The organism is Serratia sp. BNK-4 (assembly GCF_048685115.1).
Taxonomy (GTDB): Bacteria; Pseudomonadota; Gammaproteobacteria; order Enterobacterales; family Enterobacteriaceae; genus Serratia; species Serratia bockelmannii.
On the sequence record NZ_JBLQTM010000001.1, the window covers coordinates 2814075 to 2839029 of the forward strand.

Annotated in this window: 25 protein-coding genes; all 25 read left to right on the forward strand. The window is 60.0% G+C overall.

From position 1 onward, the window contains the following. Positions 1-152 precede the first annotated feature (152 nt). Positions 153-2705: a DUF2169 domain-containing protein gene (locus ACMGGW_RS13585; protein WP_197832287.1), complete on the forward strand. Its 2553-nt coding sequence runs from the start codon at positions 153-155 to the stop codon at positions 2703-2705. Then, on the forward strand, positions 2702-3769 hold the full coding sequence (locus ACMGGW_RS13590) for a pentapeptide repeat-containing protein (RefSeq protein ID WP_025303283.1): 1068 nt from the start codon (positions 2702-2704) through the stop codon (positions 3767-3769). Before ACMGGW_RS13585 ends, ACMGGW_RS13590 begins: the two co-directional genes overlap by 4 nt. A 30-nt stretch (positions 3770-3799) precedes the next feature. Beyond that, positions 3800-4435 carry a DUF3540 domain-containing protein gene (locus tag ACMGGW_RS13595; protein WP_025303284.1) on the forward strand — a complete coding sequence of 212 codons (636 nt, stop codon included), beginning with the start codon at positions 3800-3802 and terminating at the stop codon, positions 4433-4435. Between the two features lie 16 nt (positions 4436-4451). Beyond that, a complete protein-coding gene (locus ACMGGW_RS13600) occupies positions 4452-4844 on the forward strand; it encodes a DUF4150 domain-containing protein (protein ID WP_004934933.1) in 393 nt (130 codons plus the stop codon). Positions 4845-4892: 48 nt separating this feature from the next. After that, the gene (gene tagV, locus ACMGGW_RS13605) at positions 4893-5393 is read left to right on the forward strand and encodes a type VI secretion system accessory protein TagV (protein ID WP_197832288.1); all 501 of its coding nucleotides are present in this window, start codon (positions 4893-4895) and stop codon (positions 5391-5393) included. Between the two features lie 29 nt (positions 5394-5422). Continuing rightward, positions 5423-5953 (forward strand): type VI secretion system lipoprotein TssJ, encoded by a 531-nt coding sequence (gene tssJ, locus ACMGGW_RS13610; RefSeq protein ID WP_049209066.1) that lies wholly within the window; start codon positions 5423-5425, stop codon positions 5951-5953. A 40-nt stretch (positions 5954-5993) separates the two neighbouring features. Further along, positions 5994-7340 carry a type VI secretion system baseplate subunit TssK gene (gene tssK, locus ACMGGW_RS13615; protein WP_025303287.1) on the forward strand — a complete coding sequence of 449 codons (1347 nt, stop codon included), beginning with the start codon at positions 5994-5996 and terminating at the stop codon, positions 7338-7340. Between the two features lie 21 nt (positions 7341-7361). After that, entirely contained in the window at positions 7362-8564 is a 1203-nt protein-coding gene (locus ACMGGW_RS13620; RefSeq protein WP_049272050.1) for a DotU family type VI secretion system protein, read from the forward strand. Then, positions 8564-12199 carry a type VI secretion system membrane subunit TssM gene (gene tssM / locus ACMGGW_RS13625; RefSeq protein ID WP_197790857.1) on the forward strand — a complete coding sequence of 1212 codons (3636 nt, stop codon included), beginning with the start codon at positions 8564-8566 and terminating at the stop codon, positions 12197-12199. Before ACMGGW_RS13620 ends, tssM begins: the two co-directional genes overlap by 1 nt. An 18-nt stretch (positions 12200-12217) precedes the next feature. Beyond that, on the forward strand, positions 12218-12937 hold the full coding sequence (gene tagF, locus ACMGGW_RS13630) for a type VI secretion system-associated protein TagF (RefSeq protein ID WP_025303290.1): 720 nt from the start codon (positions 12218-12220) through the stop codon (positions 12935-12937). Positions 12938-12960: 23 nt separating this feature from the next. Further along, a complete protein-coding gene (gene tssA / locus ACMGGW_RS13635; protein WP_049206021.1) occupies positions 12961-13992 on the forward strand; it encodes a type VI secretion system protein TssA in 1032 nt (343 codons plus the stop codon). A 120-nt stretch (positions 13993-14112) separates the two neighbouring features. Beyond that, positions 14113-14649, forward strand: coding sequence for a type VI secretion system contractile sheath small subunit (gene tssB / locus ACMGGW_RS13640; protein WP_016927260.1), 537 nt, complete (start codon positions 14113-14115; stop codon positions 14647-14649). 3 nt (positions 14650-14652) lie between these two features. After that, entirely contained in the window at positions 14653-16158 is a 1506-nt protein-coding gene (gene tssC, locus ACMGGW_RS13645; RefSeq protein WP_016927259.1) for a type VI secretion system contractile sheath large subunit, read from the forward strand. A gap of 67 nt (positions 16159-16225) precedes the next feature. Continuing rightward, entirely contained in the window at positions 16226-16609 is a 384-nt protein-coding gene (locus ACMGGW_RS13650; RefSeq protein ID WP_025303292.1) for a Rap1a/Tai family immunity protein, read from the forward strand. Beyond that, positions 16606-17097: a T6SS effector amidase Tae4 family protein gene (locus tag ACMGGW_RS13655; RefSeq protein ID WP_025303293.1), complete on the forward strand. Its 492-nt coding sequence runs from the start codon at positions 16606-16608 to the stop codon at positions 17095-17097. The genes ACMGGW_RS13650 and ACMGGW_RS13655 overlap by 4 nt, the downstream gene beginning before the upstream one ends. 26 nt (positions 17098-17123) lie before the next feature. Next, positions 17124-17552, forward strand: coding sequence for a T6SS amidase immunity protein Tai4 family protein (locus tag ACMGGW_RS13660; protein WP_147823933.1), 429 nt, complete (start codon positions 17124-17126; stop codon positions 17550-17552). Between the two features lie 195 nt (positions 17553-17747). Next, a complete protein-coding gene (locus ACMGGW_RS13665; protein WP_004961372.1) occupies positions 17748-18230 on the forward strand; it encodes an Hcp family type VI secretion system effector in 483 nt (160 codons plus the stop codon). A 51-nt stretch (positions 18231-18281) separates the two neighbouring features. After that, complete coding sequence (locus ACMGGW_RS13670; RefSeq protein WP_089196535.1) at positions 18282-18761, forward strand: type VI secretion system amidase effector protein Tae4; 480 nt, start codon at positions 18282-18284, stop codon at positions 18759-18761. A 20-nt stretch (positions 18762-18781) separates the two neighbouring features. Beyond that, the gene (locus tag ACMGGW_RS13675) at positions 18782-19120 is read left to right on the forward strand and encodes a T6SS amidase immunity protein Tai4 family protein (protein WP_226905714.1); all 339 of its coding nucleotides are present in this window, start codon (positions 18782-18784) and stop codon (positions 19118-19120) included. Positions 19121-19189: 69 nt separating this feature from the next. After that, positions 19190-19525 carry a T6SS amidase immunity protein Tai4 family protein gene (locus ACMGGW_RS13680; RefSeq protein ID WP_227255704.1) on the forward strand — a complete coding sequence of 112 codons (336 nt, stop codon included), beginning with the start codon at positions 19190-19192 and terminating at the stop codon, positions 19523-19525. Positions 19526-20005: 480 nt separating this feature from the next. Then, positions 20006-21748 (forward strand): type VI secretion system-associated FHA domain protein TagH, encoded by a 1743-nt coding sequence (gene tagH, locus ACMGGW_RS13685; protein ID WP_049295874.1) that lies wholly within the window; start codon positions 20006-20008, stop codon positions 21746-21748. Then, positions 21748-22521: a PP2C family protein-serine/threonine phosphatase gene (locus ACMGGW_RS13690; protein WP_025303297.1), complete on the forward strand. Its 774-nt coding sequence runs from the start codon at positions 21748-21750 to the stop codon at positions 22519-22521. Before tagH ends, ACMGGW_RS13690 begins: the two co-directional genes overlap by 1 nt. Positions 22522-22549: 28 nt before the next feature. Further along, complete coding sequence (locus ACMGGW_RS13695) at positions 22550-23536, forward strand: hypothetical protein (RefSeq protein WP_043138706.1); 987 nt, start codon at positions 22550-22552, stop codon at positions 23534-23536. 15 nt (positions 23537-23551) lie between these two features. Further along, on the forward strand, positions 23552-24373 hold the full coding sequence (locus ACMGGW_RS13700; protein WP_025303299.1) for a type VI secretion system accessory protein TagJ: 822 nt from the start codon (positions 23552-23554) through the stop codon (positions 24371-24373). A gap of 2 nt (positions 24374-24375) precedes the next feature. Beyond that, positions 24376-24951: a type VI secretion system baseplate subunit TssE gene (locus tag ACMGGW_RS13705; RefSeq protein ID WP_043138711.1), complete on the forward strand. Its 576-nt coding sequence runs from the start codon at positions 24376-24378 to the stop codon at positions 24949-24951. The last annotated feature ends 4 nt before the right edge of the window (positions 24952-24955 follow it).

The following is a 24955-nucleotide window of genomic DNA, read 5'->3' on the forward strand; positions in this document are numbered from 1 at the left end:
ACTCTCCCCGCATTAGCGATCGGCGCTGAACGCCGCATCGTTTTCTTCATCTGTTGTGACGTAGCCTGATATCTATTAAACCGAAAAACGGATTGTTTTTGAGCAAGCAGCCTGGCTGCCAGCTGATATCCACAGGAAGCTTTACACACACAATGAAAGTCGTAAAACCTCTGCGCCTCAGCGCGCTTCATCGCCCCTTCTCTTGGCAAGGGCAAAATCATCTGGGCGTTTCCGTTTTGGCCTTGGCCGACATGGGGGCCTCCCCGCGTCTGCGCCCCGAACCGGAACTGTGGCAGTTGGCCGCCGACGAACTTACGTTAAGTGGCGGCGTGCTCGATCTGGCTATCCCAAAAGCCTGTGCGGAGTTTCTCGCCACTGGCAACGCCTACACCCACCATCAACAAGACAAAACCGCCTGCGCCGTGAAGATCCAGTTTGATTCGCTGGAGAAAACGCTGGTGGTTTTCGGCGATCGCCATTGGATCAACGATCGCCCCTCCACGCCTCTTCCCTTTGCAGAAATGCGTCTGGACTGGCGCCGGGCTTACGGCGGCACCCAGTTCGCCGATAATCCGCACGGCATCGGCGCCACTCCCGAAACATTTCCGCAGGGCCGCATCCATCGCCTACCCAATGTTGAACCGCTGCAGGGACGCCTTGCGTCTCCTCGGCAAAGCGCCCTGCCGGCAAGCTTTGACGCGCTGGATATCACCTGGCCGCGTCGCTTCTCCCGCATCGGTAAAAACTACGACGCCGACTGGTTGAAGCACGGCTTTCCCGGCTTCGCCAACGATATCGACTGGCGCCTGTTCAACATGGCAGAAAGCGATCAGCAGTTTCCTCAACGTGATAGCTTGCCGCCGCGGGCTGCCTATCGGATTTGGAATATGCACCCTTCAGAACCGGTGCAGCAAGGGCATTTACCGCCGTGGCGCGCGCGCTGCTTCATCAACCGACTGCGCGGCGGTGAAACGCATTTCGAAGAGATCGCGATGCGCCATACCACCGTCTGGTTCTTCCCGCATCGGGAACAGATGCTGTTGATCTATCAGGGTAGCGCGCGCATCAATGAGGACGATGCCGCCGACGTGATGCAACTGATGCCGGCCCTGGAAACCGAAGGGGAGCCCCGTTCCACCGCGCATTATCGGCAGGTGTTGGCCCAGCGGCTGGATAAAGAACAGGGTGCTTTGCACGCTTTTCGCGAACAAGAATTGCTGCCGGAGGCGTGCATCGGTGCCTGGCTGGATACGGAAACGCCGACGCAGCAAAGCCCAATGGCGGAAAATATCGCCGCCTACGAGCACCAGCAGCGCGAAGAGCATCGCCAGCGCCTGCTGCGTGAAGGCCAGGACATCGATGAACTGTTCCCGCTACCGTCGCAAGAAGCGCCGCCGAAGCTGGACCAACTCGCCGAATTCGTCGAGCGTCTGGAAAGCCAGGCCGAGGTGCAGTATCAGGACATGCTCAAGCTGGCGCACGCCGAGGGTATCGATCCGCTTAACCCCGGAGGGGATCACGTGTCGCCCTCCGGTGCGGAAAGCTACCAGCAGCAGCGCGATCTGCTGTTCCAGGAGGCGCGCCAGCATCCCGACGCGTTCAGCGAGAAGCAACTGGGGGAAAGCGAGCGCGCGCTGCACCAAATGTATTTAATGTCAGCGCAGGCGCAAAGCCCTGCACTGCGCTTAAGTGGCGATCTGGCGCAAATCATTCGCCAACGCGTCGCCGCCGCCATGCTGCGCGATAAAGATCTCAGCGGCCTTGATCTCACCGGCGCCGATCTGTCCGGCATGGATCTCTGCCAGGCTAACTTACGCGGCGCGTTATTGGAAAACGCCAATCTACGCCAAACCCGACTGGTGGGTTGCGATCTTCGCGAGGCGATGTTGGCGCGCGCCGATCTCAGCGGCGCCGTCTTGCAGCAGGCCGATCTGAGCCACGCCTCTTTGGCCCTGGCGAAATGCGAAGCGACAGATTTCGGCGGCGCGCAGCTGCATGAGACTAATATTCAGCAAACGTTGTTTCAACGCTGCGATTTCACGATGGCGTCATTACGCGATTTGCTGGGATACGAAACCTTGCTCGGACAATGTGATTTCAGCCGCGCCACGCTGGCCAACATTACCCTGATGGAACTGCAGCTGGAGCAGTTGACATTCAGCCACGCCCGGCTCGACAAAGTCAGCTTCGTCAAATGCCGGTTGCTGGCGGTGAACTTCAGTCAGGCGCGGCTGGAAAGTTGCGCCTGGGTTGACACCGAGACGCAAAGCCTCAGCTTCCACGCCGCACGTCTCACGGCCTGCGCCTTTGCAGCGAAGACACTGTTGCCGCAGGCGGATTTCAGCGACGCGACGCTAAACCAGTGCAATTTACGCCAGATGCCGTTGCAGCGGGCCAATTTTAGCCGGGCGCGTCTCAATAATTGCGATCTGTCGGAAACCCGATTGAACGAGGCCGATTTCCGCCAGGCCAACGGCAGTGGCAGCCTGTTCATCCGCAGCGATTTGTCTCGCGCCAGCCTGCGCGATGCCAATTTCATTGCGGCTATCCTGCAAAAATGCGTGCTGTCAGGCGCCGACCTGCAGGGCGCCAATCTGTTCCGGGCTGACCTGTCGCAGTCGCAAGTGGATCAGGCAACCCGGCTCGAGAGCGCCTATACCGCCAGGGTGAAAACATTGCCTCGCCACAACGGGAAGGAAGTATGACCTCAAAACCAGAGCAGATACGCCAGCGCGTAAAACGCGGCGAGCCGATCGCCGGAGAGGACTTGCACGGCCTGTCATTCGCCGGTCTGGATTTGGCCGGCGGCATGTTCAACGAACTGAACCTGAACGGCGTGAACTTCTCTGACTGCGATCTGCGCGACAGCGTTTTCAGCGATTGCCAGCTCGAACACGCACAATTTACGCGGGCGGATCTGAAGCAAACGGCCTTCAATCAGTGCGCCATGTCGGCCAGCCGCTTCAGCGAGAGCCATATCGAACTGACGATGTTCAACGATTGCCGGCTTGAACAGAGCGACTTCAGCCGGCTGTCGCTCAACCAAAGTCACTGGATGTCGTGCCAATTGGCCGGCGCGAATTTTTCCGCCACTCAGCACGATCGCACTACCTTTTACGAAAGCCCGCTCGACGGCGCCATGTTGAATCAGGCGCGCTTATGCCTTGTCACGTTCTTTCGATTAAATCTCTGTAAAACGCAGTTTGAAGGCGTGAACTTCGACCGCGTCACGTTTTTCGAATGTGACCACCGCGGCAAAAGTTACGCCGGGCAGAGCCTGATCGCCTGCCAGTTTACCGATAACCAATTGGACGACGTCGACTTCAGCCAGGCGACGCTGCGCCAGAGCAATTTCAAGGGCGCTTCGCTGCGGCGCGCCAACCTGACCAGCGTACAGGCGCAGCAGTCGCTGTGGCTGGAGGCCAATCTGACTCAGGCGCAGTGTCGCGGCGGGCAGTTCGATCAGGCGATCTTCAGCGAAGCGACGTTGGATGCCGCCAACTTCAGCCAGGCGCGCCTGTATCAATGCGTATTTCAGCACAGCCGATCGGCGCGCTGTGATTACAGCGACAGCGACCTGACCTACGCCGACTTCTGTTATGCCGACATTGGCGCCGCCGATTTCCGGCGCGCGCGCTTTATGCGCACCCGTATGCATCGCGCCCACCAGCAGCAAACGCGCTGGAGCGATCGCAGCGGGATCCTCGAGAGCGACGAAGAGCTGTACGCCGCCGAAACCTGGAGCGCACAGCGCCAGAGCCGAATTTGAATGCATTGACCACTTCACGAGGGGATCACCATGAGCGTTGCCAACACAACTCGCGCCGTCAACATCGCACCGCCCCAACAGGCCGCTGGCCAGGTCGTCAACCTGTTGCCGGACGGCAGTCTGGTGGTGGAATGTGAAGGTCGTGGCTGGCATTGTCGCCGGGCGGCGAGCTGCCTGCTGACGCCGGCCCTCGGCGATAACGTGCTGGTCGCCGGCTGCGGCCACCAGCTGTGGGCGATCGCCGTCCTCGAGCGGGCAGAGCCGCAAAGCACGGCGCGGCTCTGCGTCGCAGGCGATCTGCAGATTGAAACGCCGAACGGCTCGCTGTCGTTGCACAGCGCGCAGGCGCTGAAACTGAGCGGCGACGCCATGACGCTGCAGGCGAACAGCGGCGACTGCCACGTCGACAAGATGAAATACAGCGGCGAAGAGCTGTCGGCCTTCGTCAGCATCAGCCGTTTGGTCGGTAAACGCTGCGAGTCGCTGTGGCATTCGGTCAGCCAGATCAGCCATTCGCTGTTCCGCAAAGTGCGCCAAACCGAGCACGTGCGCGCCGGGCAGCTGGATTATCAGGCGGAAGATTACGCCCGCATTCATGCCCGCAACACGCTCATTACCTCAAAAGACATCACCAAGCTGGATTCAGAACAAATCCACGTCGGATAACCTGCGGAGGCCTTTTATGTTTGCCAACAGCCAAATGATCGGCGTGGACCTGGCGTTTCCCGACGTCTGTCTGACGCCAAGCCCGGCGCCGGTGCCCGTACCCTACCCGGATATCGCCCTCGCGCCGACCGCCATCCCGAACGCGTTCAACATTCTGTTCGTCGGTACCCCGGCGCACAACATGGCGACGGTAACGCCCCTGACCAACGGCGACAACCCCGGCGTAGCCACCGGTGTCGCTTCCGGGACGGTGATGGGGCCATCCCGCCACCTGACCGGCGCCTTTACCGTGTTGCTCAAAGGCACTCCGGCCACCCGGCTGACCAGCCTCAGCCTGCAGAATTCCACCAACGCGCTCGGCATGCGCATCGTGCCGAGCCAATTAAAAGTGTTGCTGCTTGCGCCCTGATGACGGCGCCTTATTACACAGCCATTCAATCAAGAAAAAGAGGACATTGTGAAAACACGGATTACCCTGACGCTGCTGACCGCCCTGACGCTTGCCGGTTGTTCCACCCCGCCGCCACCGCCGCCGGCGCTCAATAACGACGCCCTCATCAGCAGTGAAGTCAACGGCGTCACCCTGCAGCACCGCGCCGCGGTAAGCGCGCCGAAACAGTTCAAGCCGATCGGTGAGCAGTACCGCAGCCTGTATGCCGCCAGCATCATGAGTAGCCCGAATTATACCGGCACCGCCGTCGGCAGCCTGGACAACGCCGCCGCGTTCTACGCGCTGGGCGAAGTGGAAAACAACTGGCTGGCGATCTCCGCCATCCGCGGGGGCGATCTGATGGGGTATATCCAGGCCAACGCCGGCGTGCCGGAAGCGCGCTACAAATCAACGCTGCGCAAAGATCTGCCGCGTCGCGCGCGCGCCGCCAAACAGGACTGCGTCAAAGTCGGCGGCGACAGCAAGGCGTGTAAAAACGCCGGCTCAGCCACCTGGATCCTCCAGTAGTCAGCACGCCTGCGGGCGACGAGATTCCTATGATGACGACCCCTATCGCTTCCCGCTGGTGCGGGATGCTGTTTCTGCTGCTGGGCGCGCTGGCGCTCGGCGGCTGCATGTCTTCCGCCAAAAGCGTGCCGTCGCGTTACAGTCTGGTGTTTGACGCTGACCGCCAGGTCAACGCCGCCGCCGGCGCGCAACCGGCGCCGATCAAAATTCGCGTGCTGCTGCTGCGCTCGGATGCGGAATTCATGGATGCCGACTTCTTCAGTCTGCAAAACGACGCCAAAAGCGTGCTCGGCAACAGCCTGCTGGACAGCGATCAGTTCTTCCTGACGCCGGGCCAGACCGGCAAGAAGCTCGGTGGGCAAAGCGCATTGGACGCACGTTACATCGGCGTGATCGCCGAATATCAAAATCTGGACGGCAAGACCTGGCGCATGTCACTGCCGCTGCCGGAACCTACCGAAACCAATTTCTACAAGGTATGGCAATTCTCGCCGGATGAGCTGGAAGCGCATATCGTCGCGGGCGTGAGTGGCCTGCGCCCCGTAAAAAAGGTCGACTGACCTACCGCTGCGCTGAAGCGAAGTAACTATAGGTGTGATGATGAAAGATGCTCATAAGGTTGTCTGGACTGAGGGGATGTTTTTGCGCCCTCACCATTTCCAGCAGGCGGAAAACTATCTCGAAGGCTATATGCGCAACTGGGGCCAGGCCCACAGCGGCTGTTTCTGGGGGTTCCTCACCCTGGATCTGGACCAAACGCTGCTGCGCCAGGGCAAGATTGCGCTCAACGCCGCCAGCGGCATCATGCCGGACGGCACGCCGTTTCGCTTCTCCGGCGCCCAGCAGGCGCCCGCGCCGCTGACCATCGCTGAAAACAAGACCGGTGAAAACGTGGTGCTGGCTCTGCCGACCTACCGCGCGGGGCGTGAAGACGTGATCTTTCAGGAAAGCCCGGAGGCGCTGGCGCGCTATCTGGCTTATGAGAACGAAGTCGACGATCTCAACGCCGTCTCGGTGGGCAGCGCGGCCTTGCAGTTCGGTCGCCTGCGCCTGCGGCTGATGCTGGAGAGTGAGCTCAACGCCGAATGGACGGCGCTCGGCGTTACCCGCGTGCTGGAAAAGCGCGGCGACAACAGCCTGCGTCTCGATACCACGCAGATCCCGCCGATGCTGAACTGCCAGGGCAACCCGGTACTGAAAACCTTCATCAACGATCTGCAGGGCCTGCTGCAACAGCGCAGCCAGCAGATGAGCCAGCGCCTGCTGCAGCCGGGCCGCGGCGGCAGTTCCGAAATGGTCGATTTCATGCTGCTGCAGCTGATCAATCGCCATCTTGGCCAGGTGAGCCACGCCTACCACCTCGACCATCTGCACCCGGAGCGCCTGTTCGCCGATTGGCTGCAGTTCGCCACCGAGCTCGCCAGCTTCTCGGCGCAGCGCACCCCGGAAGGCCGCCTGCCGGTGTATGACCACGACAACCTGGCGCTGTGCTTCGGCAAGCTGATGCTGCTGCTGCGTCAGGGGCTGTCGGTGGTGCTGGAAGACAACGCCATTCAGCTGACGCTGGTCGAACGCTCCCACGGGCTGAACGTCGCCACCGTGCAGGACGCCAAAATGATGCGCGATTTTGGCTTCGTGCTGGCAGTGCGCGCCGACGTGGCCGCCGAGGTGTTGCTGACCCATTTCCCGGCGCAGATGAAGATCGCCCCGGTCACGCGCATCCGCGATCTGGTGCAGCTGCAGCTGCCGGGCATCGGTCTGCGCACCATGCCCGCTGCGCCGCGCCAGATCCCCTATCACGCCGGCTACACCTACTTCGAGCTGGAAAAAGGCGGCGACCTGTGGAAACAGATGGAAAAATCCAGCGCCTTCGCCCTGCACCTGGCCGGCGAATTCCCGGGGCTGGACATGGAATTTTGGGCGATTCGCAGCCATACGGACCGGTAACCTATGACTCAGGAAAATAGCATGGCGCCGGCGGCCAACCCGCTGGTAGACGCCGCCAACCCGCTGCTGAACGCCATTTCGCAGATCCGCCAATCGGCCACGCACGCCAACCCGGCGCAGCTGCGCCAACAGCTGATTGACGAAATGCGCCGCTTCGAGATCCGCGGCCAACGCGCCAACCTGCCTTACGAGGTGATCATCGGCGCGCGTTATTGTCTGTGCACCGCGCTGGATGAAGCGGCGGCGCTGACCCCGTGGGGCAGCAACAGCGTGTGGTCCGGCAGCGGGCTGCTGGTGACTTTCCATAACGAAACCTGGGGCGGCGAGAAGTTTTTCCAGCTGCTGGCCAAGCTGTCGCAAAGCCCGCGCGAGCACATCAACCTGCTGGAACTGATCAATTATTGCCTGCTGTTGGGCTTTGAAGGCCGCTACCGGGTGATGGAAAACGGCCGCTCACAGCTGGAAACCATGAAGCAGCGCCTGCTGCAGCTGATCCGATCGGTGCGTGGCGGCTATGCCCCGCCGCTGTCGCCTCATGCGCTGGACCTGCCGGTACAGCAGAAACTGTGGCGCCCGCTGGTGCCGCTGTGGGCCTGCGTGGCGTTGACCGGCTTCCTGGCTTCGCTGCTGTTCATCGCCCTCAACTGGCGACTGGGCGACAACACCAGCCCGGTGCTGGCGGCGATTTACCAAACCAATCTGCCGCAGGTGGCGATCGGTAACCCGGCGCCGGCCGCGCCGCCGACGCTGAGCCTGAAAAGTTTCCTGCGTAAAGAGATCGCCGAGGGGTTGGTGGTGGTGCGCGACGAAGCGCAGCAAAGCGTGGTGATCCTCAAAGGTGACGGGCTGTTCGACTCTGCCGCCACCACGGTACGCGCCAACTATATTCCGGTCATCGACCGCATCGCCGCCGCCATGAACGGCGTCAGCGGCAAGATCCTGGTCACCGGCTACAGCGACAACGTGCCGATCCGCAGCGCCCGTTTCGCCTCCAACTGGGAGCTGTCGCTGGCGCGCGCCGAAGCGGTCAGCGCCCGCTTGCAAAAACACCTCGCCAACCCGCAGCGGGTCAAGGCCGAGGGCCGCGGCGAGAGCAACCCCGTCGCGCCGAACGATAACAAAGTGAACCGCGCGTTGAACCGCCGGGTAGAAATTACGCTGTTGGTCGCCCCTGAAAACACCCAGGCGGAAATCAACGGCTTGCCGCAAGGAACCGGAAAGTAATGCTCAGTACGTTATTCTCCATCATCACCAGCCGCCTGCTGTGGGGCTTTGTCGGCATCACCGCGCTGGCGTTCATCATCTGGACGATCGGCCCGCTGGTGGCCATCGGCGACTATCGCCCGCTGGAGCCGGAACTCAACCGCCAGATCGCCATCGGCGTGATTTACCTGATCTGGTTCCTGTGCCGCCTGATCCCGCGCCTCTACAGTGCCTGGTTCAACAGCCGCCTGCTGAGCAATCTGCGCGCCGCCGAAGCGGTGCCGGCGGAAGACGGCAAGCCCGAGGTCAAACAAGACGATCAGTTGGCGCAGCGTTTCGACGAAGCGGCGCAGCTGCTGAAAAAGGCGCGCTTCGCACCGGGCCAGGGCGACGGTAAACATCGCTGGATGACCCGCTTCAGCCGTCAATATCTGTACCAGTTGCCGTGGTATGTGATCATCGGCGCGCCCGGCGCCGGCAAAACCACCGCGCTGGTCAACTCCGGCCTGCACTTCCCGCTGGCGGATCGCTTCGGCAAAGCCGCGCTGCGCGGCGTGGGCGGCACCCGCAACTGCGACTGGTGGTTTACCAACGACGCCGTGCTGCTCGACACCGCCGGCCGCTACACCACCCAGGAAAGCCAGCGCGAAGAAGACGCCGGTGAATGGCAAAGCTTCGTCGCGCTGCTGAAAAAATACCGCACCCGCCAGCCGATCAACGGCGTGATGGTGACCATCAGCGTCGCCGATCTGCTGAGCGACAGCGCCGAAGCACGCGCCGCCCAGGCCAGCGCGCTGCGCAAACGCCTGATTGAACTGCACGAACAGTTGGGCATTCACTTCCCGGTCTATGTGCTGGTGACCAAAACCGACCTGCTCAACGGCTTTATGGCCTACTTCGGCAGCTTCGATAAAGCGCAGCGCGACCAGATCTGGGGATTCACCTTCCCTTACGAGCGCTCACGGCAGCCGGACTTCAACCTGAACGCCGCCTTCGAACAACAATACGCCCTGCTGCAACAACGGCTGGATGCGGCGCTGCCGGATACGCTGCTGATGGAGCACGACGCGCGCCAACGCGCCGAAAGCTACCTGTTCCCGCAGGAGTTCGCCGCGCTGCGCCCGCTGCTCGGCCAATATCTGGAACAGGTGTTCGCCACCTCCAGTTTTGAAACCCGCTTTACCCCGCGCGGCATCTATTTCACCAGCGGCACGCAGGAAGGTCTGCCGTTTGACCGGGTGATGGGCGAACTGAACCGCTACCTGCAGCTGCCGACGGCCAACTCAGGGGTGCAGGCCAACGCGGCCTGGGACAGCGTGGGGCAGGAAACGCCGATCCCGGCAGCCAAAGGCCAGAGCTTCTTCCTGAAAGAGACGCTGGAATCGGTGGTCTTCCAGGAGTCCGGGCTGGCGGGCAGCAACCGCTGGTGGGAATACCGCAACCGCGCCCTGCACTGGGCAGGGTACATCGCGCTGGCGGTGATCCTGGCGGTGCTGGCGATGTTGTGGTTCACCAGCTACGGCAACAACAAGGCCTATCTGGCGGAAGTGGCCGCCAAGGTGCCCGGCGTCGAGCGACAGGGACAAAGCCTGACCCCGTTGGGCAACGGCGACATGTTCTCGCTGCTGCCGTTCCTCAACAGCCTGCTGCATCTGCCGGACAGCCAGAACTTTTCGCTGGACGATCCGCCGTTCACCTACCGCATGGGGCTGTTCCGCGGCGATCAGGTGGGCGACGCCGGCAATGCGTTGTACCAAAAAGCGCTGAAAGAGCTGCTGCTGCCGCAGGTGGCGCAACAGATCGCCACCACGCTGCGCAACGACAACCACGGCGACGCGGACTTCAGCTACGAAGCGCTGAAGGCCTATCAGATGCTGTATCTGCCAAAGCAGTACGACGGTAAATTCCTGCGCGCCTGGGTGATGCTCAACCTGCAACGCAACCTGCCGCAGGGCAGCACGCAGAAACAGCTGCAGCAGATCGAATGGCACCTCAGCCAACTGCTGGATGCGCAGATCCAGGCCTCGCCTTACGCCAAAGACGAACAGCTGGTGGCGCAGGCGCAGGCCGCACTCAATCGGGCGCCGCTGTCGCAGCGCGTCTATGGCCGCCTCAAGCGCCTGCTGCTGAAACAGACCGACATCAAGCCGGTCAGCCTGGTCGATTTGGCCGGCCCGCAGACCGAACTGGCGTTCAGCCGCAAAAGCGGCAAACCGGTCACCGACGGCGTACCGGGCCTGTTCACCTCACAAGGGTACTGGAAAGCGTTCAACGACAACATCGACCCGGTGACCGACACCTTGCGCAAGGAAGACGTCTGGGTGTTGAACAGCCAGACGCCGGAGCAGAAAAGCGCCGATCTGACCAAGACCATCCGCCAGCTGTACATGCAAGATTTCATCAGCGCCTGGGATGAGCTGCTGGGGGATATCCAACTGGCCAACATCGGCAACCTGACCCAGCGCATCAGCAGCGCGCGCCTGCTGTCCGGCAACCCGTCGCCAATGCGCAATCTGCTGGTCAACGTCAGCAAAAACGTCACCCTGCGCGACGAAAAAAACGACGCCGATTCGCGCTCGCTGCTGGCAAAAACCGAAGATAAGCTGAACCAAAATGCCAACCGCACGCTGGAAGCGCTGTTCACCAACCGACCGGCCAACGCCGACGGTGACGTGTCGGCCCAGCCGGAACAGCTGGTGATGGCGCACTTCGCGCCGCTGCTGGAGCTGGCGCAAAGCCAGGGCGAAGGCAATAAGGCGATCCCTTTCGACAGCGTGCTGAAACAGGTCGATGAACTGTACAGTTACCTGACGGCGGTGCAGGGCGCGGCCAACAGCGGCATGTCGGCGCCGCCGAGCGACATTATCCCGCGTCTGCAGGCCGAATCCGGCCGCTTGCCGGTGCCGTTCAAACAGATGCTGCTGTCGCTGGCGATCGGCGCCAGCAGCGATACCCAGCGCAAAGAGATGGAGAACGTGAAAAAGCGCATCAGCTTCGAGGTCGGTAGCTTCTGCCGCCAGGCGATCGCCGGCCGTTATCCGCTGGTGGCCCGGGCGCGGCAGGAAGTGACGCCGGACGATCTGGCGCGCATGTTCGCGCCGAACAGCGGGCTGATGGACAGCTTCTTCCGCGACAATCTGCAGGGCAAGGTCGATACCACCCGCGCCAACTGGCGTTTCACGCCCGGCGTGGACGGCAAGACGCTGCCCGGCGGCGAAGGCATCCTGCGGTCGTTCCAGCAGGCGCAGCGCATCCGCGACGCCTTTTTCGCCAACGGCACGGCGACGCCCTCCTACCGCGTGACCGTGCGGCCGGTGCGGATGGATAACGACATCCTCAACCTGACGCTGGATATCGACGGGCAGCTGTTCAAATACAGCCACGGCCCACAGGTACCGCTGGTGGTCAGTTGGCCGGGCACCCGCAATACCAACCAGGTGCATCTGCAGCTGGCGCTGGCCAACGGCACCACCGCCAGCCTGGTGACCAGCGGACCATGGGCGCTGAATCGCCTGGTCGACATGGCGCAATCGTCGGGCACCGGCGGCCTCGGCCGCCAGGCGACGTTCAATCTCGACGGCCACCGCGTCACGCTGGAGTTCACGCCCAACAGCATCCGCAATCCGTTCCAACTGCCGGCCTTCTCGTGCCCGTAGCCCCGAAAGGACATGACCATGAGCACTGATTCAAGCGCCCCGACGAGCATCGGCTGGTACGGCAAACTTCCTTCCGCCGGTGACTTCCTGCAACGCCGTTTGCCTGACCCGGTGGTCAACAACTGGGCCCACTGGTTCCATAACGGGCTGGTGAATTTACAGCGCGATGCACAGGGGCCGAACGGCCACCCGTTCAGCAACGCACCGGTGTGGAACTTCGTGATCCCCGCCACGCTCGGCAGCCCGTACGTGCAGATGGGTTGCCTGTTGCCGGCGCGCGATCGCGTCGGGCGGCGCTACCCCATCTGCGCACTGCGCCTGTTCAGCCTGCAAGAATGGCGCCCGCAACAGCTGAACATGGCGGCGAGCTGGTATCAACAGCTCGGCCATACCCTGCTGAACGGCGTGCGCAACGGTTTCTCCGCCGAGCAGATCGACCGCACGTTGCAGGCGATCCCGGCGCTGCCCAGCCCACCGGCGGAAGCGGATTCCGAGATATTGTCGATTATCGGTTTCCAGCATCCGGACGTACCGGGCCTCGGCTGGCAACAGGCCGCCGACTGCTTCGATCCGGCGCAGTACACCAGCTTCTGGTGGACCAATCAGGCCGACGGACATCCGCTCTACACCCACGTGCACAGCGGCAACCTCACCGTGCAGCTGTTTTCACTGCTGTTCGAACCCAACGGCTGGGCGCGCCCCGGCCGCGGCGGCCAGTACCCGCAAATGTTTGATTAACATCGTTCGTTGAAGGAAATTCTATGGCTATCGATACCGATACCCTGCTGGCCCCGGTTGACGCGGACAATCCCTGCGGCGACAACCTGGAATACGACGCCGACTTTCTGGCGATGGAACAAGCCGCCACCGGCAAGGCCGAACAACAGTTCGGCAGCACCATCATTCCGGAAGAAGCGCCGGATTGGGTGCAGGTCGAGCGCCTCGCGACCTCGCTGCTAACGCGCACCAAAGACCTGCGCGTCATGCTGTATCTCACCCGCGCCTGGACCCAGCTGCGCGGGTTGCCGGGCTACGCCGACGGGCTGACGCTGGTCCACCAGTCGATGACCCGTTACTGGAACACCCTGCAGCCGCCGCTGGAGTTCGATGGAGAAGCCGATCCGCTGTTTCGCATCAACGCGCTGGCCGACCTTGGCGACAAAGCGGCGCTGGCCGCCAGCGTACGCGCCGCGCCGCTGCTGAAAAGCGCCGCCGGAGAAATCTCGCTGCGCGATGCCGGTGCCCTGCTCGACGGCAGCAAACAGGAGTGCCCCAACTTTCCCGGCGGCCGTGCGCGGCTGCAGGATGAACTGGCGCAGCAGGATCGCCCCGAAGGCGCCCTGGTGACGCGCATCGCCAACACCCTGAGCGCCATTCGCAGCGAAGTGACCCGCCATCTGGGGGAAAGCGCGCTGCCGGAAATGAGCGCGCTGACCAAGGTGTTTTCTCTGGTGGCGCTCGCCGGCCAGAGCGATGCCCCGGCCGCCGACGAACCAGACGCGACGCCTGAAGCGGCTGCCATGCAGCAACCGGCCGCCGTACAGAGCGCCACCGCTCCACTCAACTGGCGCAGCGCGCAGATCCAGTCGCGCGACGACGCCCAGTTAATGCTGGACAAGGTGAAAAACTATTTTCGTCTTCATGAACCGAGCCACCCGGCGCCACTGATGATCGATCGGGTCCAGCGACTGATTACGCTGGACTTTATGCAAATCGTCCGCGATTTGGCGCCCGATGGGCTTAACCAACTGGAGACCATTCTCGGTCGCCCCGACAACGAGGAGAACAGCTAGCCGCCGACCTTTGTTCTCTTGACGCATCCGATACCGTCTGCCCTGCGCAGACCCGAATCAGAACCTGACTCTCCCAGCCGGACGAGGCGCGTTCCCAATCGCCATTAGATGGAGTAAATCATGTCAAACTCGAAATCCCGCAGCGGGCAGAAATTCATCGCCCGCAACCGCGCGCCGCGCGTACAGATTGAATACGATGTCGAAATTTATGGCGCAGAGCGCAAAATCCAGCTGCCGTTCGTGATGGGCGTGATGGCGGATCTGGTGGGGAAAGCGGTCGACCCGCAAGCCAGCGTGGAAGAGCGCAAATTCATGGAAATCGACGTCGACAACTTCGACGAGCGTATGAAATCGCTGAAGCCGCGCGTCGCTTACCAGGTCGACAACACCCTGACCGGCGAAGGCAAGCTGAACATCGATCTGACCTTCGAAAGCATGGAAGACTTCTCCCCCGCCGCTATCGCCCGCAAGGTCGACGCGCTGGACAATCTGCTGGACGCCCGCACCCAGCTTTCCAACCTGCTGTCCTACATGGACGGCAAGAACGGCGCCGAAGAGCTGATCTCCAAGATCCTGCAAAACCCGGCGCTGCTGCAATCCCTGACCGACGCGCCGAAGCCGGCGGTTAACGACGACAACAACGAGCGTGAGGATTAATCGATGAGCAACTCGCCTCAGCAACAGAATGCGTTGCAAACCACCGAGACTTTTTCCAGCGATGAGTTCAGCGCGCTGCTGAACAAAGAGTTCCGGCCGAAGACCGATCAGGCCAAAGAAGCGGTCGAGAACGCGGTGAAAACCCTGGCGCAGCAGGCGCTGGAAAACACCGTCACCGTTTCTTCCGACGCCTATCGCACCATCCAGGCGCTGATCGCGGAAATCGACGAAAAGCTGTCGCAGCAGATCAACCAGATCATTCACCACGACGACTTCCAGAAGCTGGAAGGCGCCTGGCACGGCCTGCATTATCTGGTCAACAACTCCGAAACCGACGAGATGCTGAAGATCCGCTTCATGAGCATTTCCAAGCAGGAGCTGGGCCGCACGCTGAAGCGCTATAAAGGCGTGGGTTGGGACCAGAGCCCGATCTTCAAGAAAGTCTACGAAGAAGAGTATGGTCAGTTCGGCGGCGAACCGTTCGGCTGCCTGGTGGGCGACTACTACTTCGATCACAGCCCGCAGGACGTGGAGCTGCTGGGCGAAATGGCCAAGATCGGCGCCGCCTCGCACTGCCCGTTCATCGCCGGCACCGCGCCGAGCGTGATGCAGATGGAGTCCTGGCAGGAGCTCTCCAACCCGCGCGATCTGACCAAGATTTTCCAGAACACCGAGTACGCCGCCTGGCGCAGCCTGCGCGAATCGGAAGACGCGCGCTACCTGGGGCTGGTGATGCCGCGCTTCCTGGCGCGCCTGCCGTATGGCATCCGCACCAACCCGGTAGACGAGTTTGACTTCGAAGAAGACACCGACGGCGCGACCCACGGCAATTACACCTGGACCAACGCCGCCTACGCCATGGCCGCCAACATCAACCGTTCGTTCAAAGAGTTCGGCTGGTGCACCGCCATTCGCGGGGTGGAATCCGGCGGTGCGGTGGAAAACCTGCCGTGCCACACCTTCCCGAGCGACGACGGCGGCGTGGACATGAAGTGCCCGACCGAGATCGCCATCAGCGACCGCCGTGAAGCCGAGCTGGCCAAAAACGGCTTTATGCCGCTGGTGCACCGCAAAAACTCCGACTTCGCCGCCTTTATCGGCGCGCAGTCGCTGCAGAAGCCGGCGGAATACTACGACGCCGACGCCTCCGCCAACGCCCAGCTTTCCGCGCGCCTGCCGTACCTGTTCGCCTGCTGCCGCTTCGCGCACTATCTGAAGTGCATCGTGCGCGACAAAATTGGCTCCTTCCGCGAGCGCGACGACATGGAACGCTGGCTGAACGACTGGATCATGAACTACGTGGACGGCGATCCGGCCAACTCCTCGCAGGAAACCAAGTCGCGCAAACCGCTGGCCGCGGCGGAAGTGCAGGTGGAAGAGATCGAAGACAACCCGGGCTATTACAGCGCCAAGTTCTTCCTGCGCCCGCACTACCAGCTGGAAGGCCTGACCGTCTCCCTGCGCCTGGTGTCGAAGCTGCCTTCGCTGAAGCAAAACGACGCGTCCTGATGGACTGAAGTCAGGCCGCGGTAGTGCGGCCTGGCTGATACATTAACCTCATCACAGGGAAAGAAAGATGAAGACAAAACGGTTTTATCTGGCATCGCTGTTGGCAGTCGTCTGCTCGCTCTCCGCCGCGCCGCCAGCTTTCGCAGAGCAGACATCGATAGCGCATTTGACGTCCGATGATGTCAATCTGCCAGGCAGCGACTTTTTCCGTTTCTATCGCAGTGCAGATAAACAGGAAAAAGAGAAAGCGCGGATTTATTTGCTGGGCGTGCTGGACGCGACGGAAGGAAAAAGCTGGTGCCAATACAGCCAGCTACAAACCGTCACTCTGCAGGAGTTTGTGTTCGAATTCTTTAATAAACTTCCCGCTGCGCGCCTGCACGAAAGGGCTGCCCCCCTGATTGAAGAGGCTCTGGCGACTCGCTTCCCCTGCAAAGGAGGCAAAGCATGAAACCTTTATATCGTCAGCTAAAAAGCAGCCATTACTCCTCTGATTACTCTAGCCCGGGATATTTGGCAGCAGAAGCCGTTTACGCTGAGATTGGCTATGAGCTTGATACGCTTCTAAAGCAAAATCCTGGTTATGCCAATACCTGTGCCGTCCGCATGAGCCTGGCGCTGTTGAAAACCGGTATCAGCTTCAAAGGCCGCCTGCCAATCAAGAAAGGCGCCTATAAGGGTAAAACGATTGAACCGGGAGCCAAATTGCTGGCCGATCAGTTGCATCGCTCCAGTAGTTTTGGCAAAGCCAAAATTTTCTTTAATGCTCCAGATGCAGAGAAAGGTATTGGCAATAAAAAAGGAGTCGTGTTCTTCAATAAGATCACCAACTATGATGGCGGACACATTGATCTTATCGAACCAGAAAACTCGCTATTAACCTGCCATTCCCATTGCTATTTTAACTGCAAAGAGGTCTGGTTTTGGGAGTTGAGCTAGTGTTCCATCGGCTTATCAGTAAATGCATGAGGTTTGGTTTAACTGCATGCTTGCTTATCACCTCATTAAGGCTGCAAGCAGCGCCGATTCAGGATCCGGTGGCATTTATCAAACAGATGCCTTATCACCAGGTCGTAAAAGAACTGGCATTGTCACGCTGCCTGGCACAGGTCTCCGATTCGGATAAAGCATTCTCTCTTGATGCAGCCAGAACGGCGAATGCGATGAGAGAATGGATGCCATTCGATATCGAATCAGGTGATGAGAAAATCAATGTTCTCATCGACAAATATAAATCCAGAATCAATGATTTTCACAGCGAAACTAAAGACAAGAGTCAAGGTGTCACCCTAAACTGCCTGCGGTTGTACCATAGCCCTGAATTGGACAAGCTTTCTCGACAGCTCATAGCAGGCAACCCAGATCGCACGTGGAATCAAGATAACGCGAAATAATTAAGCATTGAGCCATTAGCACTTAATAGTGGCTCGGTAACCCGTACCGATAGTTTTCGGTATTTAAGAAGGTGCATGGCACAAGGATATAAATTGGTAATGCATTACCACACTTGCAATTCCTGCTGCTATTACCTGAGTTTTTCAACGTAACGTTAATACTACTGTTAACCCTTAATAAAGAGTGAAGAAACTATGGCTATTGATATGTTCCTGAAAGTTGAAGGTGCCAGCGGCGAATCCAAAGATTCGAATCACAAAGGCTGGACCGACATTACTTCTTTCTCCTGGGGCGCTTCTCAACCGGGCAATATGGGCGTTGGCGGCGGCGGTGGTGCCGGCAAAGTGTGCTTCAACGATCTGCACGTTAACGCGCTGGTCGACAAATCAACCCCGGCGCTGCTGAAGCACTGCTCCAGCGGTAAGCACCTGACCAAGGTTGAGTTGTCTGTCTGCAAGGCGGGCGGTACTCAGGTTGAGTACGTTAAAATCACCCTGGACGACGTGCTGGTCACCGCCGTGCAGTACACCGGCGCAGGCGGCGAAGACACCGTGGGCGTCACCTACTCCTTCCAGGCGGCGAAAGTGAAACAGCAATACTGGGAGCAGAGCGACAAAGGCGGCAAAGGCGCCGAAAGCAGCGCAGGTTGGAACATCAAGGAAAACCGCGAAGCTTAATCTTCCCACACAGATGCCCCGACTTAGGGGCATCTATCAACAGAGGACGTTATAATGAGTCGCCCTTCATTCCAACAAGCGTGGCAACGATTTAGCGAAATCAACGTAGATATTACTGACGTTGGCAAAAAGATAGGTGGAAATGTAGGTCTTAACATTGAGCTTGGCGTCAATGACCCATTGCAAGGATTCACCAATGCCTGCGCAATACGCATGAGTTACACGCTCAATTATTCTGGTTTTAAAGTTGAACGAGGAGCATGGAAGACCGTTTCAGGCAAAGATAAAAATTGGTACATTTATCGCGTCAGAGATATTATTAACTTTTTGAATTATAAGTTCGGCAAACCTGATAAAACGATTAAAAACCCTACCCCTAGTGATTTTTCAAAAGACAAAGGGATATTGGTTTTCACTGTTCCAGGATGGAATGATGCCAGCGGACACGCAACATTATGGAACGGTACAACCTGCTCAGATCATTGTTACTTTCCAAAATCCAACGAGGCATCTATATGGTTACTAAAATAAAATCCCTGTGTGTTGCAAGCATGATATTTTTGGGATGTATTCAATCGGCTCAAGCCAAAGAAACCTATACCCCCGAAGAGTACCTCAAAAACTACGCGCTTAGCGTTTGCATCGCCGAGGGGTACTCAGCAAAAGAAGTCAAAAACGATGCCGCCGCCGCCGCTCGGGGTTACACGGAATTCGGCGATTATTCTCTGGAAGCGCATACCGCCGTCAGGGCGCTGGCAAAAGAATTTCTGGCAAAGCCCTATGACAGTATGTCAGGGGAGCCGATGACGATGGCCAAGTGCATCGATCTTGTACACAGCCAAGCGCTGCAAGCCATCATCAAGAAATACCAAGGAAAAGACGACAACTGATATCAGAGTTGCTCAAACGACGGCTCATATCAAAGGTTATCTCGGATGAGAAGATACACGTACTTTTTAATGTCTCTGCTGCTCGGAAGCCATGTAGTCCTTGCTGAAAACTCGCTCAATGCTTTATCGCAAGAGGCACTTTATAAAAATTGGTTAACCAGCCGCTGCATTGGGAAGTCCACTGACTCAGAAAGAACCAAGCAAGACGCCTTCCGTTCCGCTTCCGCCTATTTAGAATTGAGTAAACTGCCGATGGATGCATTTGAACAAGGTGAAAAACTGGCTGAACAGTACGCAAATAAAAATAGCCAAGGCTCAGTTCAAGGGACTTACCATACTTTAGATTGTCTTTCACTGCAGAACGCCAGTGAAGCTGAAACCATTTTTGAACGTTACTCTAAGTAATAGTCAGGATTGTTGAATCCAATTTCATAAAGTTATCAACTCAAGAGAATCAAAACTTATTGATTATTAACATGACTCCAGACGTCACGCTATCAACTTACTCATATGGATTCTTACCTTCCTATTTTTCATTGTCACTCATAACTTTAGTGGCATTATATTACTTAAAAAAATTATCGGCTCGCAAACACAATTATCCATTTTTTGTTTTCAACTGTCTCATTGTAGTTGTCATGGGCGTCATACAGCTCTCAATTTTTGCATACGGGAATGATTTTCTTAATCTCTTCTACCCACTAGGCAACTATGACTATGACTCTATACACTATGGCAGTTTGATATTCACCTTTATCTACTTAACTCAACTACCAAAAAACACCTATTACAAAAAAGAACAGAATAGAAGTTAGCCATCAGATTAGATGACTAAATCAACATACGCCCAAAGCAGTCTAAAATCCCCATCAGCAGGAATGCCTTATGCGATTTTCCATTGTAAAAAATAAAAGCGGCCAGGTTCCGCCGCAGAGCAGTTGCGATTTTCTGCCGCCGGGCGGCACCATCGGCCGCAGCGTGGACAACAACCTGGTGCTGCCGGACGAAGAGCGCGCCATTTCCCGCCTGCAGGCGATCGTGCACATTTCCGCTGACGGCGAATGCCGCATCACCAACCGCGGCAACGTTACCCGCGTGCTGCTGAACGACATTCCGCTGGAACGCGGCCGCCAGGTTGAACTGCAGGATGGCGACGTACTCGGCATCGACGATTACCAGATTGAAGTCAGCGCGCTGCACCAGCACGCCGCGCCACAGGCTCAACCGGTGGCCAAGGCCGCCGCCGTTGCCGCTGCTGCGGCCCCAACAGCCGCCGCCAAAGAAAAATCTGCTGCACCAATCCCCAACGAAATCTGGGACAGCCTGGTGGAAGAATTTACACCGAATGCACCGGCCGCCGTCACGCCGCCGCCAGTCGCCAATCCAGACAGCCATCCACTGCTGGAGACCCCCGCTCGCGAGCTGAACCCGGCCGATCCGCTGGCGCAGCTGGCGGGCGATGTCGATCTGCGCCAATTGCAGCAACAGCAAACCGATCCGGCCGCCTTATTCAACACCGACACCACCTTTGAGCGTGAGCATATCCTGGCCGACACCACCCCCAGCGCGCTGCTGGCGGAGCAGGCTGCGCCACCGCGCCCTGCTCCCCCCGTCCAGAATGCGCAGCAACCGGAACAAGAGCTGGATCCACTGGCGCTGTTCGGCGGTTCATCCGCGCCCGCTTCGCCAGAGACGTTAAACAGCAACGATCCGCTGGGGCTGCTGATGGGCGGCGCCGTGCCGCTGGCCCAGCCGGAGGAGCCGGTACAGCCGCCCGCACCGCCGTCGCCGTCACCGGCGCCGATCGCCGCACAACCGGCGGCGCCGCGCCCACAGCCGACGCCGCCGCCCGTGCAGACGCCTGAGCCACAGCCCCAACCTGCGCCGCAGTTCAGCCAGCAGGAACCGCCTGCACAGCCGCCGCGCCCGCGCCAGGGCAACCGCCTGGGCATCGATCCAGTTGCCTACCAGTCTGCCCAGCGGCAGCACGCCGCCGCGCCAAGTGGCGACGCATTGGAAGGGCCGTTGCTGGCGGCGCTGCTGCAAGGCATCGGTCTCGACGATCTGCAACCGCAGCCGCACTTTGACGAACAACAGATCCGCCAGGCCGGTCGCCTGTTGAGCCTGTTCTCGCAAGGCACCGTCGCCCTGCTCTCATCCCGCTCGATCCTCAAGCGCGGCGTGAAGGCCGAGATGACCATGATCCTCGACGAAGCCAACAACCCGTTCAAGCTGCTGCCTTCGGGAAAAACGGTGCTGATGCAGATGTTCGGCAGCCAGATGCCGGGCTTTATGCCGCCGGAGCAGGCGGTGCGCGACGCGCTGATCGACCTGCAGGCGCACCAGCTGGGGATGATCGCCGGTATTCGCGCCATCATCGCCGCCATGCTGCAGTCGTTTAACCCGGAGCGTCTCGAAGAAGAAGCGCGCAAGGAAGGCGTGGCGCCGCGTCTGTCGCTGCCCGCCAACCGCAAGGCCGCGCTGTGGGACTACTTCGTAAAGAACTATCAGCAAACCTCCGGCGAAATCGAGGACGATTTCCACACCCTGTTCGGCGAAGCCTTCCTGCACGCCTATGACGTTGAAGTGAATCAATACAAAGACTCACAGACCAAACCGGACGCGTAATGAATATCACCATAGCCTCTACCTCCAACCAGGGCGGCCGCGCCTCCAACCAGGATCAGACCGGCGAGGTGCTCGGCAACCGCGCCGCCTGCTTCGTGGTGTGCGACGGCATCGCCGGTTTTCCGGGCGGCGATATCGCCGCCAAACTGGCACGCGACACCATTTTGCAAAACTTCGACGGCGAAAAGCACCTGAACGCCCAGAGCATTCGTCAGCACATCACCAGCGCCAACGCCGCCATCCACCAGCAGCAGCGGCAGTCGGACGAATACAGCAAGATGGGCACCACGCTGGTCAGTCTGTTTATCGATCGCGATTACCAGCTGGCCTACTGGGCGCACGCCGGCGACAGCCGCCTGTACCTGTTCCGCCGCGGCTACCTGCATACCGTCACCACCGACCACAGCCTGATCCAACAGATGCAGGACGCCGGCTACCAGACCAACGGCATCAACAGCAACCTGCTGTATTTCGCGCTGGGGCTCAACGAAGAGCGCGACGCCACCTACAGCGACGTGCTGCAGCTGGAAGACGGCGACGTTTTCCTGCTGTGCACCGACGGCTTCTGGCACAGCTTCAGCCAGGCCGAACTGGAACAGTCGCTGCATATGGTCAACTCCCCCAGCGAGTGGATCGCCCTGATGCAGCAGGCATGGAAGAAAAACAATAACAGCGATAACTACAGCGCTATCGCCGTCTGGATTGGCTCACCGCAGGAAACCACCCTGCTGCATTCGCTGGCGGATGCGGAGCGGTTTCTGAGCCGCGACTGAGCAGCGCACATTCACAGCAAGGTTCACTATGAAATATTGGATGCCGGGGCTCGTCGCCCTGATGGCGGTGCCGACCGCGCAGGCGATGAACTATCGCCTGGTTTACTCCCCCAGCCAGAAGCTGGAAGTGTTTATCGATGACGTCAAAAACAGCAATCCGGCAAGCTGGTGCGGCAAGAGCATCCCGCTGCGCATCGTCTCGGCGCAAAGCCAGGATCCGGCGGTGCTGAACGACTTCCTGCCGCGCGTCGGCAATCTGTTGGAAAAGCAGTGCCCGAAAGCCGGCCACCTGCCCTGGACGCTGACCGACAAGCGCGGTGAGAAGCTGGCCAGCGGCGAAGCCGCCAAAGCGCGCGGCTGGAAACCGGTGGTCAAACAGGAAGCCGTCGAGCAGCCGGAAACCCCGCCGCAGCCGGCTATCCCTGCTGCAGTGGCCGTGACTTCTCCGCAGGCGGACACCGCGCCGCCTCAGCGTTTCAGCCTGCCGCAGGGCTGCCACTTCCGCACCTTCTGGGGTGACGAAGCCAACGGCGGCGCGCTATTCATTCCCGCTGGTGAGGCGCTGCGCTGCGGCGAGGACGGCTGGCTGCAGGGCAGCGGCGCGGTCACGCTGCAACAGGGCGGCCAAACCCTCTCGCCGACGCTGTGGTTCCTGCAAGGTTACCCGCTGGCGAAGGTGAACGGCGGCGATCGCGCGCTGACCGTCGTCAGCGCCAACGCCCAACGGCTGGTTTTGGGCGGCAACCCGCAGGCGCCGGGCAGCTTCCTGCTGCTGAGCTTCGAACCGAAGCTGCACGCCTGGGCGTTCAACGGTGAAGCGATCGTTGAAATGCCGCGCGTCGATGCCGCCGACGAGAACAAGGTCAAACAGCGCGTACAGCAGGCGCAAACCGCCTGGCAGCCGCTGCTAAGCGCCCCCGCCCCGCTGACCTTCAAGCTGGTGGAAAAGCTGGCCGCAGACCGCGTCGATCCCGCCAGCGGCAGCTACCTGTCGGTTAACGGCGCCACTCACTGATTATAAGGAAAGCCTGTGAAATCATTAGCAAGCATGCTGCAAGGCCAGTCGATCGCCGCGGCCATCACCGCCGTCGAAAACGATATCAAGGCGAAACCGGCGGATGCCGACCTGCGCGCTGCGCTGGTGCAACTGCTGTGCCTGAGCGGCAACTGGACGCGCGCCAACGCGCAGCTGAAATCCTGGCAGGCGCTGAAACCGATCGCTCAACCGACCACGCTGCTGCTGATGCAGTCGGTCAACGCCGAGCTGCAACGCCAGGCGGTGTTTGCCGGCGCGGCCGCGCCGGCTCTGCTGCGGCAGGATCAGCCCTGGCTGCAACTGCTGGTGCAGGCGCTGCATCAGGATGCGCAAGGGGCGGCCGAACAGGCCCAGGCGCTGCGTGACGAAGCGCTGGAGGCCGCACCGGCCGGCGCCGGGCAGTTAACGCTGGCCGAAGGGGACCAAGAGCGGCAGCTGAGTTTCGACTGGCTGACCGACGGTGACGGCCGCCTCGGGCCGGTATGCGAGCTGGCGCTGAACGGCGTTTACTACTGGCTGCCGTTCGCCGATATCGCCGCGATCCAGTTCCAGGCGCCGCAGAGCGCCATCGATCTGGTGTGGAGCCATGCACTGGTGCGTCTGACCGACGGCCGCGAACAGGTATGCCAACTGCCCGCCCGTTACCCGCTGGCCGAAGGCAGCGACGACGCGCTGCTGCTGGGCAAACGCACCGAATGGCAACCGCTGGGCGACGGCACCCACTATGCGGGGCTAGGCCTGAAGACCTGGCTCAGCGAAAGCGACGAATTCCCGCTGCACAGCCTGCGGCAGCTGAGCTTCGACGCGAGCGCCTGAACATGAACGATAAACGCCCACCCCACTACGACGGCGGCGATCTGCGCCGCCAGGGCTATCGCAATCGTCAGGACAGCGAGCGCCTGACTTCACGCGACAAAATGCAGCCGGTGCTGCTCGACATGCTGACCGACGACGAACCGCAGAAAAAACAGGAGGCGCAGGTGCGCAACCTGGTGTCGCACAGCGAGTTGCGCCGTCGGGTGCTGCGCGATTTGCAGTGGCTGTTCAACTGCGTCAACAGCGAATCCAATCTGGATCTCGGCGATTTTCCGCAGGTGCGGCGCTCCACGCTGAATTACGGCATCGCCTCGCTGGCGGGCAAGCGCATGTCGGACATCGAATGGCTCGACATTCAGCGCGCGCTGACCGATTCCATCCTCCATTTCGAACCGCGCATTCTGCCCGAAGGGCTGCAGGTGCGCTGCATCTCGGACACCGGTTCGCTGGAACTGCACAACGTGCTGTCGATCGAAATCAAGGGCCGCCTGTGGTGCGTGCCCTATCCGCTGGAGTTTCTGTTCCGTACCGACGTGGATCTGGAAAACGGCCACTTCGATCTGAAAGACATAGGGTAAGGCG

Coding starts and splice junctions, on each gene's coding strand:
- ACMGGW_RS13585 (WP_197832287.1), top strand. CDS start 153: ATGAAAGTCGTAAAACCTCTGCGCCTCAGCGCGCTTCATCGCCCCTTC.
- ACMGGW_RS13590 (WP_025303283.1), top strand. CDS start 2,702: ATGACCTCAAAACCAGAGCAGATACGCCAGCGCGTAAAACGCGGCGAG.
- ACMGGW_RS13595 (WP_025303284.1), top strand. CDS start 3,800: ATGAGCGTTGCCAACACAACTCGCGCCGTCAACATCGCACCGCCCCAA.
- ACMGGW_RS13600 (WP_004934933.1), top strand. CDS start 4,452: ATGTTTGCCAACAGCCAAATGATCGGCGTGGACCTGGCGTTTCCCGAC.
- tssJ (WP_049209066.1), top strand. CDS start 5,423: ATGATGACGACCCCTATCGCTTCCCGCTGGTGCGGGATGCTGTTTCTG.
- tssK (WP_025303287.1), top strand. CDS start 5,994: ATGAAAGATGCTCATAAGGTTGTCTGGACTGAGGGGATGTTTTTGCGC.
- ACMGGW_RS13620 (WP_049272050.1), top strand. CDS start 7,362: ATGGCGCCGGCGGCCAACCCGCTGGTAGACGCCGCCAACCCGCTGCTG.
- tssM (WP_197790857.1), top strand. CDS start 8,564: ATGCTCAGTACGTTATTCTCCATCATCACCAGCCGCCTGCTGTGGGGC.
- tagF (WP_025303290.1), top strand. CDS start 12,218: ATGAGCACTGATTCAAGCGCCCCGACGAGCATCGGCTGGTACGGCAAA.
- tssA (WP_049206021.1), top strand. CDS start 12,961: ATGGCTATCGATACCGATACCCTGCTGGCCCCGGTTGACGCGGACAAT.
- tssB (WP_016927260.1), top strand. CDS start 14,113: ATGTCAAACTCGAAATCCCGCAGCGGGCAGAAATTCATCGCCCGCAAC.
- tssC (WP_016927259.1), top strand. CDS start 14,653: ATGAGCAACTCGCCTCAGCAACAGAATGCGTTGCAAACCACCGAGACT.
- ACMGGW_RS13650 (WP_025303292.1), top strand. CDS start 16,226: ATGAAGACAAAACGGTTTTATCTGGCATCGCTGTTGGCAGTCGTCTGC.
- ACMGGW_RS13655 (WP_025303293.1), top strand. CDS start 16,606: ATGAAACCTTTATATCGTCAGCTAAAAAGCAGCCATTACTCCTCTGAT.
- ACMGGW_RS13660 (WP_147823933.1), top strand. CDS start 17,124: ATGAGGTTTGGTTTAACTGCATGCTTGCTTATCACCTCATTAAGGCTG.
- ACMGGW_RS13665 (WP_004961372.1), top strand. CDS start 17,748: ATGGCTATTGATATGTTCCTGAAAGTTGAAGGTGCCAGCGGCGAATCC.
- ACMGGW_RS13675 (WP_226905714.1), top strand. CDS start 18,782: ATGATATTTTTGGGATGTATTCAATCGGCTCAAGCCAAAGAAACCTAT.
- ACMGGW_RS13680 (WP_227255704.1), top strand. CDS start 19,190: ATGTCTCTGCTGCTCGGAAGCCATGTAGTCCTTGCTGAAAACTCGCTC.
- tagH (WP_049295874.1), top strand. CDS start 20,006: ATGCGATTTTCCATTGTAAAAAATAAAAGCGGCCAGGTTCCGCCGCAG.
- ACMGGW_RS13690 (WP_025303297.1), top strand. CDS start 21,748: ATGAATATCACCATAGCCTCTACCTCCAACCAGGGCGGCCGCGCCTCC.
- ACMGGW_RS13695 (WP_043138706.1), top strand. CDS start 22,550: ATGAAATATTGGATGCCGGGGCTCGTCGCCCTGATGGCGGTGCCGACC.
- ACMGGW_RS13705 (WP_043138711.1), top strand. CDS start 24,376: ATGAACGATAAACGCCCACCCCACTACGACGGCGGCGATCTGCGCCGC.